Genomic DNA, 13,829 nt, shown 5'->3' on the forward strand with positions numbered 1-13,829 from the left:
GGTACCTTCTATTAATTACAGTTTTACAACGTTTTCGGCTTGTGGTCCGCGGTTGCCTTGAACAACGTTGAATTCAACGCGTTGGCCTTCGTCCAAAGTTTTGAAGCCGTCGCCAGTGATTGCGCTGAAGTGAACGAATACGTCGCTTCCGCCTTCAACTTCGATGAAACCGAATCCTTTTTCTGCGTTGAACCATTTAACTGTACCTGTTTGCATGTGTGTTACCTCCACAAATTTAAATTAATATGTTCTTTTTATCTTCAGACAAAGAAAAAATTCACACATTGAGAAAGGTTGTAGCTTTGGTTGACAGCCCTTTTCAATGCGAGAATAAGGTATCAATGTAAGAATAATTTCATGTTACCACACCTTAATAACAAAGGCAAGCTGTTCTATCCTAATTCCTCCGTTTTTTCCCTTATAAGGACTACTTCCCAATGTAAGGGCTACCAGTCATATTAAATTGTAATATTTATACCCAATGCTACCAATTACCCCATTTATTTATTCTTGAAACAGCCCCGCCCTCTTCTTTTTTCCTGAAAAGGACGGCTTGAACTGTTTCCGTAATCGTGACTGCCTCATTATTATATACGGCCATTTCCAATTTTATTCCTCTGGCTTCTCAAGAAGCTGGACCGTGGTCTGCTTCACTTCACCATTGCGGTAAAAGGTAATCTTCAGCTTATCGCCGATCTTGGTATGATCGTACAGATATTTGCGCAGCGACAGGGTGGAGGTAATCGGCTTATCGTTGAACTTCGTAATTACATCGTTAAGCTGCAGACCCGCATCCTTCGCCGGTCCCACCGCATCCAGAACTACAACCCCATCGGTTACTACAGACGGAAGATTAAGCTCCTTGCGCTGGTCGTCGGCCAGCGGCACATACGGATTATTCAGATCCACTGAATAGACGCCCAGATATGACCGGGCTATCCGGCCTTTGGAGGTAAGCTCATTGGCTGTATCCACCACATGATTGGCGGGAATCGCAAAGCCCAGTCCCTCTACCCCCGTATCGGAGATCTTCATCGTATTGATACCAATCACCTTGCCGTCCAGATCCACTAGTGCGCCCCCGCTGTTGCCCTCGTTAATGGCCGCATCCGTCTGGATCACTTCCTGCTCCCAATCGTACACGCCGTCCTGGTTCAGTGACACCGGTATCGTCCGCTCTGTATAGCTGACAATGCCGGAAGTCAGTGTATCTCCAAGCCCCAGCGGATTGCCGATGGCAATGACAGTCTCACCCAGACGCAGCTTGGAGGAATCCCCGATCTCAGCAATCCGGTCGATTCCCTTGCCGTCAATGGAGAGTACAGCAATATCGCTCACCTTGTCGGCCCCTACCAGCTCCGCCTTGTGTGTCACGCCGTCTACTGTAACCACTTCCAGCTTGCCGGCACCCTCAATGACATGATTATTCGTGATGATAAATGCCTTATTGTCATCCTTCTTATAGATAACTCCCGACCCTAGCGCAGATTCATCGAGAATATTAAGTTCCTTATTGTCTTGTTTATGATTAATGATGCTCACTACCGCAGGGCGGATATGTGCAGCAGCCTGAATAATCCGGTCATACGGATCTGCGCTGCTCGCAGCCACCTTATCAATAACCACCGGAGCCTGAGCTCTCTCAGCGGCGAACTGTCCCGTTACCAGACTGAACAGCAGCACAGCCGCTACAGCACTGCAGACAGAGCTAATCAGCGAGATCTGCCAGGTTGCCAGCGACCGCTTCGATTTGCGGACAGCCCACTTGCCGTCAGCATAACCGCCGGTTGATTTAGATTTGCCGCTTTTGCGCCGTGACACCTTGGTTGAATAGAAATCATCATCGAATAATCCCATGTTACACTCTCTCCCCTCTATTGCCACCGCATTCACGACTGAACGCCAAGCAACCACGCCCGAGCTTAACCGCTATATCTCTTAGACTTCACGAAGTACTAAAAGGTTTCACTTGATTTATTCACCACATTCCAGTGGGTTCTAAGCGCAAGGGATGTCTATTATTCTAATAAGCTACTAAAAAGTTTAACAGCTTGTATCCGGAATATTTTGCAACTTAAAAGACTACAATAGGATTAGAACGCTCTATATGATTGTATCACAGGCAGCCGCGCTGCCCACATGTTTTCTATGTTAAATAAATGTAAATTATTCACAGCTTCATTACTATCCATTTCACAAGGAGGGCCCGACTATGGAATCTTTTTCAACAAGTAAAGATCTGGTGCAATTCATTGGCAAGCTGGGGGACCTTAAGGATGAACATTATCAGCTGATTCTTGTCCAGCATGCAATGATTGAGCTGTTAATCGATAAAGGGCTATTCTCCCGCCAGGAGCTGGAGCACAAGATTACCGAGGTTGACCGTCTTATGACTGGCTCACCTTATCCCATGGCGTAGGCCGGTCATAGTAGGTGTCGCAGAGCCTGAACTCACTGTCTTTGTAAAAGCAGCCCCGGTCCTCCATAGCCCCGCGCACGGACATCTTCGCCAGATCCATCATATTATGGTCTCTGCTCAGATGTGCCAGGTAAGCGCGCTTGGTCCGCCCGCTCAGAATCTCGCTGAGCGCTGCGCCTGCCGCCTCATTGGACAGATGCCCCAGATCGCCGAGAATCCGCCGCTTCGTATTCCAGGGATAACGCCCCATCCGCAGCATTTCGATATCATGATTCGACTCCAGCACCAGCACATCGGCATCCGATATGGCCGTTCTCACCTTGTCGCTGACATACCCGAGGTCTGTCGCAACACATAGCTTCTCCTTGCCATCATAGAAATTGTAAGCCACCGGCTCTGCAGCATCGTGGGAGATGGCGAAGGATTCCACCCGCATACTGCCGAAATCCCGGTGCTGCCCGGTTTCCATAACGACCCGGTTATGCTCCTCAATCTTGCCAATCCCCTTCTCAATGGCTCCCCAGGTGTTCGAATTCGCATAGATCGGAAGATTATACTTGCGGGCCATCGCGCCCAGCCCCTTAATATGATCCGAATGCTCGTGGGTCACAAGAATTCCGTCCAGCTCCGCTCCCGTCAGTTCGCGCATGGCCAGCAGCTCGTCAATCCGCTTCGCGCTCAGACCCGCGTCGATCATAAGTGTGGTCTCGCCATTGCGCACCACTGTCACATTCCCGGTAGAACCGCTGGACAGTACTGTAAATGAAATCCCCATATCTCTCCTGCTCCTTCTACTCTGTTGTCTTCGGACTGATAATGTCCGCACTGATCGCATCCATATAATAGGCGCTGCCGTCCTCCAGCATGAACCGCCACATCGGCGAAGCCACCTGGCTCTCGGAGTTGAACAGCTCGCCGTAATAGCCCAGCTCAATCTCCTTCACTGCGGCATCCGCAGGAAAATACTTCTCGATCAGACTGCTAAGCGCCTGCGAAGCCGGGAGCACCTTCTGCAGATCCTCGCTCCGGCTTGCTGCGATCTCAATCTTCGGCCAGCGGTAGGCCACAATCTTCTGGTCACTGTTAATCAGCTCCAGCCGCACTCTGAACAGAGACCACTTGTTATCCACCAGCGGATGCAGGACGAACCTGCCGACCTCACTCTCCTGTGAATCGAACCGGTAATTGGCAATGTCGGGAATCTGGCTCTTCAGCAGATTGCTCAACTCCGAGAACGAGGAGTACATCAGCTTGCTGTCGATCGGCTCCTTAAGCTTCACAGGCAGTTCATTCTGCTCTTCGGCCGAATAACGGTACGTGATATCAGGCAGCTGCGGAGTAGCAGCCGGAATCGGACATAGCAGCCGGATATTCTTCTCCTCCATCACCGCCTGAGTCTCTGCGGACAGGGAAGTGAAGTCAAGTCCCGCACTGACCTGATCGCGCACATCGATCCATAGCTGATAGCACAGCAGCAGATTCAGCACCAGAAAGGCATATATCAATACACTCTTGGCCCTTCCCCAGTCCATAACGTCCCTCCTCGAATCGGTATTCTGTCCGCTTGGCTTAACTCCGCCCTAATTCAATGTAAGCTCACTGCCATCACTAAGCGTAACCCGCCAGACGGGATGAAGCTGCAGCTTCTCCCCGGCCAGCGCAGGCATATAAGCAGGCGTAAGCTCAACAATCCGCAAGGAGCTGCCGATCTGCGCCAGCCGCTGCTTCAGCAGTTCGCCGCCGGGCAGCTCGACAATGGTCTTCTCAGACTTGTCCTCATTCGTATACATCAGGGAGCGCTCATAGGAAGAGACCGTTCCCTGCTGGAGCTCCAGATGGATTACCCCATACTGAAGCTGCGGGTTGCTCATAATTGGATAGGAGCCGGATGGATAAGCGCCATAATATTGCTGAAAAGAAACCTTGCGGTCCTGCCGGCCCTCCTCCGTAGCAGCCAGCCTGTAGGTTCCGTTCCAGCCGCCGTGCCGGTTCACGAAATCCACCGCCTCCAGCGCATCTTTTGCCGGTGTACTGTCGCCATCGGGCAGTGCAGCCGGGTCGCTATAGCTCATCCAGTTCTGTTCCTGGTCTACCTGCAGGCTGCGCTTGCTGTCCGTATAAATCTTGGAGCCATCCTTCTCCGGAATGTATCTGGTGCTGCCCGCATCGAAGAACAGATTGCTCTGCATTTGCTCAATGGTATACATACCCGCAGGCATCACAACTTTAACCAGCGGAACATCCGCCTCAGGAACATAGTACTCACCGTTCACGGCTGTATACAGCGTCAGATTCTTGCCGAAGTCCACATGCTGCTGCACATCCTGGACCGTAAGGTCCGCCTTGGCCGCCTCGTACACAATATCCCCGCGTGTGCTGAAGAAGATGGCATGGGCTTTGGAGTCATTTTTGATATTATAGATCCAGATCCGGTCAATGCTCTCCCCCTCGAACAGCGAATCCGGTGAGATCTGCATGACCCGCTGCAGCAGCGTTACCGGAATGCCTGCCCCGAACGACAGCTCAATGCCCGGATTCTCGCTGCGGATCTTGTCCCAGTCGAAGTCCTGTACGGACCGCCGCTGGAAGCTCTCGAAGCTGCGGCCCTTCAGGCGGTTCATAATCAGATTATAGAAGGTGGAGCTGGGGTAGAACAGCGTATGCTTGTCCCCGCCCATATGAATGATCATTTTATCGGGGTAGAGCAGGTTCTCCACCTTCTCCTCCGGCCCCATATTATCCGTCTTCACATATAAGGTCTTCGACAACACTGCCGAATCACTACCGGGCAGCCTGTAGATCAGATAATAGCTCTCTACGAGACTTCCGAGTATAAGCAGGACCAGCATCCATGACTTGATTCTCTCCTTCACGCCTCACTCCCCCTTTGCTTCATCAAAGGCAGTGTGAACGTGACCAGCGAGCCCTCATTCAGCTCCGATTGCAGGGAAATGGAGCCGCCGTGGGCTTTGACAATTTCCCGGGCAATGGACAGCCCCAGACCTGTTCCACCCATGTTCCGCGAGCGTGCCTTATCGACCCGGTAGAAGCGTTCAAAGATACGCTCAATATCCTTCTTCGGAATCCCTATACCGGAGTCGCGGACAGACACGGCCAGCATGCCGTCCTCGCTCTTATGCGCCTCCAGCTGGATTGTCCCGCCTTCTGGCGTATACTTGAGGGCATTGGAGACCAGATTGCCCAGCACCTGATCAATCTGGTCGCGGTCCAGCCAGGCTGTAGCGACATCCTTGCGCACCCTGGTGCTGATGTGAATCCGCTTCTGGCGGATCTGGAAGGAGAAGCGGTCCGCCACATCCTCCAGCATCTCGGTGATATCCGTCTGCTGAATGCGCAGGCTGGATTCCTTGGAATCCAGCCGCGACAGATGCAGCAGATCCGTAACCAGCCGGATCATGCGCTCCGTCTCATTACGGATAACGCCGACGAACCGCACGGCAAGCTGCGGATCTTCAAGTGCGCCGTCATCCAGCGCCTCTGCATAGCTCTTGATCGTCGTAAGCGGCGTCCGCAGCTCATGCGACACATTCGCCACGAACTCCCGCCGGGACTCCTCCAGATTCTCCTGCTCCGTAACATCCTGCAGCACCGCAATCGTCCCGGCGATCCGTCCGCCTTCGCGGCGGTGAATCGGGGTGAAGGTCACCCGCACAATATTGGGGTCCTCTCCGCCCATGGGAGACAGATGGAGCATAGCCGACTGGGGAACGCCCTGAGTTACCGAGACAGACTGCTCAGGCTCCAGCCCCAGCAGCCCGCCAAGCGAGGCTCCTGCCGGAAGCGGTCCTTCCGCGCCCAGCATCAGGGCAGCGCGGGTATTCATCAGAATCACCGCGCCACTCTCGTCTGTGGCTACGACACCGTCACTCATATTGGCGAGAATGGACGACAGCTTCTCCTTCTCCTCTTCGTTCTGCAGCAGCGCCTCGCGCAGCCGGTCCGTCATATAGTTGAAGGCCTGGCTCAGCTGGCCAATCTCATCATTGCCGAACACAGGAACCTTCCGGTTGAAGCGCCCTTCGGCCACAGCCGTGGCATGCTTGGTCATCTCCTTGATCGGATGTGTGATCGTATGGGCCAGAATGACCCCCAGCACGGCCGTGAGCGCCAGCGCCAGCAGCAGCCCCGAGAGGAATACACTGTTAATCCGGCTCATGGTGGCATATAAGTCTTTCATATCGGCAGCTATATAGATGGCGCCTACCACCTTATCACCGGAAATTACCGGCTTCGCCACTACCTTCTTGCGCACATTATCATCAGCGATGATATATTCCTCATTATCACTGATCCCCTGCAGCGCACGGCTGACCACGGTCTGCGTGTTCCGCTGGCCGACATAGTCATTCTGCGAAGGGATCGAGGTGGTAATAATCTTGCCGCTCGCATCCAGCACCTGAATTTCTGCACCATTGATATACAGATTATTCACCATGCCGCGCAGGCTCTCCACCGCCGATTCCTCATCGGCTGTTCCTGTCTCACTGCCGAATTTGTCAGCGGTGAGGATCGAGAGCATCTCGGCCCGGGCCTTCAGATCCTTGGTGAAGTTATCCGTCAGCGAGTTCTTCATCGAGCTGACAAAGTATACGCCGATCAGCTGCATCGCAATCAGAATCAGCAGCACGTAGATTACGATAAGCCTGGCCTGAATCGTCCGGAAAAAGGACAGTGCCTTCATTACAACCCTCCGTTTTTGGGGCTATGCATCAAATAACCGAGTCCGCGCCGGGTATGAATATACTCCGGCTTGCTGGGATTCTCCTCAATTTTTTCTCTGAGCCGGCGGATGGTCACATCCACCGTCCGCACATCGCCGAAATATTCGAAGCCCCACACAGCCTGCAGCAGATGCTCCCGGGTCATTACCTTGCCCGCATGGCGGATCATATAATAGAGCAGCTCATATTCACGATGCGTCAGATCCAGCGGCTCACTATCCTTGTAGACCATGTACATATCCGTATCAATGAATAATCCGAAATGATAGACCCCCTGCTTGCTCTCCACTGTCTCACTAGGCGCTTCCGACGGAGACGGCTTATGCTGGCGCCGCATTTGGGCCTTAACCCTGGCCAGCAGCTCACGGGTACTGAACGGCTTGGTCACATAATCATCCGCACCAAGCTCCAGACCCAGCACTTTATCAATCTCCCCATCCTTGGCGGTAAGCATAATGATAGGAATATCCAGATGGGCAGAGCGCACCTCACGGCAGACATCCATTCCGTCCTTACCGGGCAGCATGAGATCCAGCAGCATCAGATCGGGGCGCTTGGACAGAGCCAGCTCCACCGCACTGTTGCCGTCGAAGGCGCAGATGACCTCGTAGCCCTCTTTTTCCAGATTGAATTTCAATATATCAGCAATAGGTTGTTCATCATCCACTACAAGAATCGTTCCCATTTGCATATGCTCAGCTTCACCTTTCTAACGATACTCGAAACCCTGATTCCTTTATTTTAACATACCTGCCTTGGTGTCACATCAAAACAGCCCCACAAAGTGAGGCTTTAGCTCCGAGATTGCTCAGAAACTTTCCGCGGGACACAAAAACCGCCCGAAATCATCCGGACGGCAGAGAATTATAGAATCGAAGCCTATCAGCTATTCACTATTTCAGGAATTTCATCGGATTGATGGCCGTCCCGTTCTTGCGGATCTCGAAATGCAGATGCGTCCCCGTCGAGCGCCCGGTGCTGCCCATAATTCCGATGGGGCTGCCCTGTCCCAGCTTCTGTCCGGCAGAGACCGAAATACTGCTTAAATGCCCATAGTACGTAACGTATCCGTTATTATGGTTAACGATCACCACATTGCCGTACCCGTTCTGCACACCAGCGAAGCTGACCGTCCCAGCGTCCGCAGCCTTGATCGTGCGGTTGCCCGATACCAGATCGACTCCCTTGTGTGTGCGTCCCCAACGCTCGCCGTAGCTGCTGGAGATCATCGCTCCGCTAACCGGCCAGGCGAACATTCCTGTTCCTTCACCTACAACCTTGGTGGCGGAATAGACCACTTCAGGCAGGGAAGCCTTCACTACGCTCTGGCCCAGCCACTCCTCCTGAACCACCTGTCCGTTCTCTTTGGTCAGCCTGTACTTCATTGTTTTGAGCCCGGTTTGTCCGGGGCGGACTACCTTCCGCTTGCCTGCCGGCAGCTGGTCACTCTTGCGGATAATAACCTCAGGCTCCGTGACCACCTCTTCGGTTACCTGTTCTACGGTCACTACCGTTAGGTCAGGCTGTGGTACCGTTAGCTGCAATTCATCCCCAATCTGCAGACTAAGCTCCTTCACCTCGGGATTATTGCGGAAAATCTCCGCCTGAGTGATATTGAACCGGGAAGCAATAGCGGAGACTGTGTCGCCTTCCTGAACCGCATAGCGCAGCGGCGCCTCCCTGCCTTCGGTCAGCATCTTCACTGCCTCTTCTACACTAAGCACCTTATTGGGATCTGCCTTCACCGGAACGATGTTCACTTCCTCCCGGATCTTGACCGACTCCACCTGATCATTGGCGGCTGAACCCGCCGCTCCCGCCTTGGCCGCTGTCTTCTTCAGCTTCGCACCCGGAGCTGCCGCATTCTGCGGAGCGTAATGCGACTTAACGGCCTGAAGCACCGCCGCCGCCGTCTCCTGATCCTTCACGATCCCGAGCGGTTCCCCGTCCACAGCCAGTTGTACGCCTACAGCATAAGCCTTGAGCATACCATCCAGCTTGTCCAGTGTAGCCTCGCTGTTAATCTCCGGCTTGTAAGCTCGCTGGGCCTCGGTCGTAATACCGCCGGTCTGTAGTACCATCACAGAGTCAGGATACTTGAGCTGATATTCCCGTCTCTTCTCCTCGAAAAGCTTGTTCAAATCCGCCTGCTGGTTCAGCGCTCCAATCTCCTCACCGTTCACCAGCACTTTGTAATAGGTTACTGTATTCGCTGCTACCTGCTTCTTCTGTGCCCCCACCAGGAAGGTGGTCAACAGAACCAGACCGGCAGAAGCCAGTATCCATGAACGCCGGCGACGGAATTTCATCTCCGGCTGAAAGACACGGGGTTCACCCGCAGTCATTGCATCCTTACCTTGTTCACCTGCTGCACCAGATCCTGCGGATGCTTCTACGCGGTTCCGCAGGTTCCCCATCCGGCGCATAAATTTAAATCCTTTCATGGAACTCTCCCTTTCGGCTGTAAAAACAAGAATGTATATGCTTCGCGCACCCGATTTGCATGAGTACGAATATGACTGTGTGACGCATACGTGAAAAGGTTACAAAATATTAACCCTTATTAGTCCTTTTTTACTGTACCATAGCCTGAAGAAAAATTTCAACTTTGCTCCAACAGCAAAACCCGCGAATTTCGCGGGTTTATTCCCAAAATATGCGTTTTAAACGGAAAAATCGTGTCCAAAAAATGACAATTTTTAATTCTGATTCGTCCCTCCGCTATCTGGTGTAAGCATTTTCATCAGCGCCTTATATTCATCCTCATCCACGTACTTCTCAATGATTCCCTGTAGTTCCGTTACTTCGCTCTCTGTCAAGCCGCCCTCCAGAGCAGCGGAGATCTTAACCATCTCCTCCGGGGGAAGCTTGTTCATCAAGATATTGAAGATATTGGATTTCTCACTCGCGGGGAGCTTCTCCTTCAAGTCGTTCATAGCCTCGGGTGTCATCACCAGATTCTGGTCCAGTCCCTGCTCACTTTGTTCTTCTCCCGCCGAAGCTTGTCCCATCACAGGCAGTGCATTGTCCGGCACCGTCTCGTCCATTGGTTTCTCCTGATTATTGCCGCTCTTTCCGCCGCTGCTGTCCTTCTTCGCCCCATCCACCTTGCTCACATCAGCTTCCTTCGCAGAGTTCTTCGTCCCGCTTGAGGCCGCTTTGGAGTTCTCCTTGGAGGCCGTTCCGCTGCCGCCTATACCGGTCAGACTCTTCACGAAGCCGCCGATTCCCGGCCCCGGCCCGTCCAGCTTAATATCGAAGCTGGCCAGCACCGACTGGATATACGTATTCACCACATAGGCCGTTGTCAGCATGGACAGGCCGCTCGCCAGCACCACAATCAGGCAGACGCTCAGCGCACGCTTCACTATTTTCATCAACATCACTCCCTTACACCCTGCTCTATTCAATCTCTGAAGAATCAGTTCGCTATTGATCCCATTCTCACAGTATTGACTAGATCAACGCCCGGGAAACGTCCCCGAAGCACAGAAAAGCTGATTAACCTGCTGAAAAACATCTATATAAATTGAACTAATGATTTTAATGCTTTGGAATTAGCCGTGACTCCAGAGAAGTTTTGGACTTCCGGCCGCTGTTGTCTACAGATTTCATGATTTTTTACCGTTTTAACGGTTGAAATCCGTAGACAAAGGCGGTCGCTACCGCTCCTCCAGTTCCAAAATTCCCCTCCGTCACTTTTCCTTTAGCTTAAATTTTTAGTTCAATCCATATAGACATACAGAAACAGGAGCCTCACCGAGGCCCCTGCTCCTATACGTATCTATTTAGTTCTGCTTCAGTCTAGATATAGATTGGCAGTACTTGATTAGTCTGTTCACGGTTGCGGCCCACAGAGAAGATCGAGATCGGAATACCGGTCAGCTCCGATACACGTTCCACGTATTTGCGTGTGTTGGCCGGCAGATCCTCCAGCGTCTTCGCCGCAGTGATGTCTTCGCTCCAGCCTGGAAGCTCCTCGTAGACCGCCTCACACTCTGCCAGCATTTTCAGGCTTGCCGGGTAATGGGTGATAATATCTCCACGGTACTTGTAGCCGGTGCAGATCTTCACAGTCTCAAGACCGCTCAGGACATCCAGCGAGTTCAGCGACAGGCCGGTGATTCCGCTGACGCGGCGGGCGTGGCGCACAACCACACTGTCGAACCAGCCCACGCGGCGGGCGCGTCCGGTTACGGTTCCGTACTCATGCCCGGTCTCGCGGATATAATCACCGGTCGCATCATTCAGCTCTGTAGGGAACGGGCCGTCTCCAACGCGGGTAGTATAAGACTTCGCCACACCGATAACCTGCTGGATCTTGGACGGGCCCACGCCCGAACCGATGCAGACGCCGCCAGCCGAAGGATTCGATGAAGTAACGAACGGATAAGTTCCCTGGTCGATATCGAGCATCACGCCCTGCGCACCTTCGAACAGCACCCGGGAATCCGCATCAATCGCATCATTCAGTACCACCGAAGTATCAGTTACATAGCCGCGCAGCACTTCTGCATACTCCAGATATTTGGTCAGAATCTCTTCCACATTCAGCGGCTCAGCGCCGTATACCTGAGTGATCACCTGATTCTTCTCTTCCATCAATGGACGAAGTCTCAGCTCGAATTCCTCAGCGTCCATCAGATCGGCAATCCGGATGCCGTTACGGGCAGCCTTATCCATGTAGCACGGGCCGATCCCCTTGCGTGTTGTACCGATTTTGTTCGGGCCTTTGCGGTCTTCCTCAAGCGCATCCAGCACCATATGATAAGGCATAATGACATGGGCACGATCGCTGATGACCAGATTCTTCGTATCGAAGCCATTGTCATGAATATAATTAATTTCTTGGATCAGCGCTTCCGGGTTAATGACCATTCCGTTGCCGATAACACAAGTCTTCTCTTTATAAAATACACCCGATGGAATCAAGCTCAGCTTGAACTTCTTTCCGTCAATCAGAATCGTGTGACCGGCATTGTTACCCCCTTGATACCGGGCGACCACATCTGCACTTTCCGCCAGAAAATCCGTGATCTTGCCTTTGCCTTCGTCTCCCCATTGTGTTCCCACGACGACTACCGTTGACATGTACATTCCTCCGTAGGTGCTAGCAAGCACCATTATTTTTCCGCTTATCATAGGGGCTCTGTACGCGCTTCATCTTGTACGCAGCCCTCCGGACACAGGCGGGCAGGCCGCCAAAGCACAATAATCAGTGTAACAGCGGCACTTTTTAAAGTCAAATAAAAACGAACGATCACAGACTGAAATGTGCGATCGTTCGTGTATTGTGCGAAGTTTGCCTAACCTGCAAATGGTTCTGCATGGGCCCGCTCGTAGTTGACGAACTTGTTGAAGTTCTTGAGGAACACAAGCTCCACCGTCCCTACCGGACCGTTACGCTGCTTGGCAATAATAATTTCGATAATATTCTTCTTCTCGGTATCCTGATTGTAATAATCATCACGGTACAGGAACGCTACGATATCGGCATCCTGCTCGATAGAGCCTGATTCACGAAGGTCACTCATCATCGGCCGTTTGTCCTGGCGCTGCTCCACACCGCGGCTGAGCTGGGACAAGGCAATAACCGGAACGTCAAGCTCACGGGCGATCTGCTTCAGGGTACGGGAGATTTCCGATACCTCCTGCTGGCGGTTCTCGCCGGCCTTGCCCCGGCCCTGGATCAGCTGCAGGTAGTCGATGACAATCATTCCGAGTCCCTTTTCCTTCTTGAGCCGGCGGCATTTCGCCCGGATATCGGTAACCGTGATGCCCGGAGTGTCGTCGATGTAGATTTCGGACTCGGACAGCGACTGGATGCCCATCGTGAGCTTGGACCAGTCATCATCGCTCTTGAAATCACCGGTACGCATAATATTGGCGTCCAGATTGGCCTCTGCGCAAATCATACGCTGAACCAGCTGGGGCGCCGACATTTCCAGACTGAAGATGGCTACCGTCTCCTTCGCCCGCACCGCCACATTCTGCGCGATATTCAGAGCGAAGGCCGTCTTCCCGACGGAAGGACGGGCCGCCACAATAATTAAGTCATTGCGCTGGAAGCCGTTCGTCATATGGTCCAGATCAACGAACCCGGTTGGAATCCCCGAGGTTCCGCCTTTATTCTGATGGAGCAGCTCGACCCGGTCGAATACCTGCATGAGCACATCGCGGATGGCAATGAACCCGCTGCCGCTGCGGCGGTTCGAGATCTCCAGGATTCGCCGCTCGGCGTCACTCAGCATAATGCCTACGTCTTCGCCGCCGGTATAGCCTTCGCTGACAATCTGCGTGGCTGTGCGGATCAGCCGCCGCAGCATCGCCTTCTCTTCAATAATCTGGGCGTAATAATCGACGTTGGCCGCAGTCGGCACCGCATGCGCCAGCTTCGCCAGATAGCTGACCCCGCCGATATCCTCAAGCTCCCCTTTATCCTGGAGGCGGGAGGTCAATGTAATCAAGTCAATCGGCTGGCTCTCTTCTCCGAGCTGCACCATCGCCTCAAATATCATCTGATGCGGTTTGTCGTAGAAGTCTTCGGTATTCACCCGCTCCATCGCGGTAATTAGCGCCTCATCCGACAGTAGAACTGCACCCAGTACGGCCTGTTCTGCCTCCAGATTCTGCGGGGGAACCCGATCGAAAAAGAGATCTCCACCCAT

The 13,829-nt window shown here is 52.9% G+C and carries 12 protein-coding genes; 1 reads left to right on the top strand and 11 read right to left on the bottom strand.

Annotated elements, in window-relative coordinates:
• Positions 1-15: 15 nt before the first annotated feature.
• Together MKX51_RS31150 and MKX51_RS31155 are read right to left on the bottom strand one after the other, a co-directional pair.
• The gene (locus tag MKX51_RS31150; protein WP_019914582.1) at positions 16-216 is read right to left on the bottom strand and encodes a cold-shock protein; all 201 of its coding nucleotides are present in this window, start codon (positions 214-216) and stop codon (positions 16-18) included.
• Between the two features lie 393 nt (positions 217-609).
• Complete coding sequence (locus MKX51_RS31155; protein WP_340995131.1) at positions 610-1,857, bottom strand: S1C family serine protease; 1,248 nt, start codon at positions 1,855-1,857, stop codon at positions 610-612.
• A 355-nt stretch (positions 1,858-2,212) separates the two neighbouring features.
• Between MKX51_RS31155 and MKX51_RS31160 the strand changes: the two genes are divergently transcribed.
• On the top strand, positions 2,213-2,419 hold the full coding sequence (locus tag MKX51_RS31160) for a hypothetical protein (RefSeq protein ID WP_209879260.1): 207 nt from the start codon (positions 2,213-2,215) through the stop codon (positions 2,417-2,419).
• Here MKX51_RS31160 and MKX51_RS31165 read toward each other — a convergent pair.
• The 9 genes from MKX51_RS31165 to dnaB form a co-directional block, all read right to left on the bottom strand.
• Positions 2,388-3,194, bottom strand: coding sequence for an MBL fold metallo-hydrolase (locus tag MKX51_RS31165; RefSeq protein ID WP_340995133.1), 807 nt, complete (start codon positions 3,192-3,194; stop codon positions 2,388-2,390). The genes MKX51_RS31160 and MKX51_RS31165 overlap by 32 nt on opposite strands.
• A 16-nt stretch (positions 3,195-3,210) precedes the next feature.
• Complete coding sequence (gene yycI / locus MKX51_RS31170; protein ID WP_340945843.1) at positions 3,211-3,951, bottom strand: two-component system regulatory protein YycI; 741 nt, start codon at positions 3,949-3,951, stop codon at positions 3,211-3,213.
• A 48-nt stretch (positions 3,952-3,999) separates the two neighbouring features.
• Entirely contained in the window at positions 4,000-5,292 is a 1,293-nt protein-coding gene (locus tag MKX51_RS31175) for a YycH family regulatory protein (protein ID WP_340995135.1), read from the bottom strand.
• The gene (walK, locus tag MKX51_RS31180) at positions 5,289-7,121 is read right to left on the bottom strand and encodes a cell wall metabolism sensor histidine kinase WalK (RefSeq protein WP_340995137.1); all 1,833 of its coding nucleotides are present in this window, start codon (positions 7,119-7,121) and stop codon (positions 5,289-5,291) included. The genes MKX51_RS31175 and walK overlap by 4 nt, the downstream gene beginning before the upstream one ends.
• Entirely contained in the window at positions 7,121-7,852 is a 732-nt protein-coding gene (yycF, locus tag MKX51_RS31185) for a response regulator YycF (protein ID WP_036728027.1), read from the bottom strand. Before yycF ends, walK begins: the two co-directional genes overlap by 1 nt.
• Positions 7,853-8,054: 202 nt before the next feature.
• Complete coding sequence (locus MKX51_RS31190; protein WP_340995139.1) at positions 8,055-9,605, bottom strand: M23 family metallopeptidase; 1,551 nt, start codon at positions 9,603-9,605, stop codon at positions 8,055-8,057.
• Positions 9,606-9,860: 255 nt separating this feature from the next.
• Positions 9,861-10,538 (bottom strand): hypothetical protein, encoded by a 678-nt coding sequence (locus tag MKX51_RS31195; RefSeq protein WP_340995141.1) that lies wholly within the window; start codon positions 10,536-10,538, stop codon positions 9,861-9,863.
• A gap of 427 nt (positions 10,539-10,965) precedes the next feature.
• Positions 10,966-12,252, bottom strand: coding sequence for an adenylosuccinate synthase (locus MKX51_RS31200; RefSeq protein WP_340995142.1), 1,287 nt, complete (start codon positions 12,250-12,252; stop codon positions 10,966-10,968).
• A gap of 215 nt (positions 12,253-12,467) precedes the next feature.
• Positions 12,468-13,829: a replicative DNA helicase gene (gene dnaB / locus MKX51_RS31205; RefSeq protein ID WP_036699821.1), complete on the bottom strand. Its 1,362-nt coding sequence runs from the start codon at positions 13,827-13,829 to the stop codon at positions 12,468-12,470.

The sequence above is a fragment of the Paenibacillus sp. FSL M7-0420 genome (assembly GCF_038002345.1).
GTDB lineage: Bacteria > Bacillota > Bacilli > Paenibacillales > Paenibacillaceae > Paenibacillus_AQ.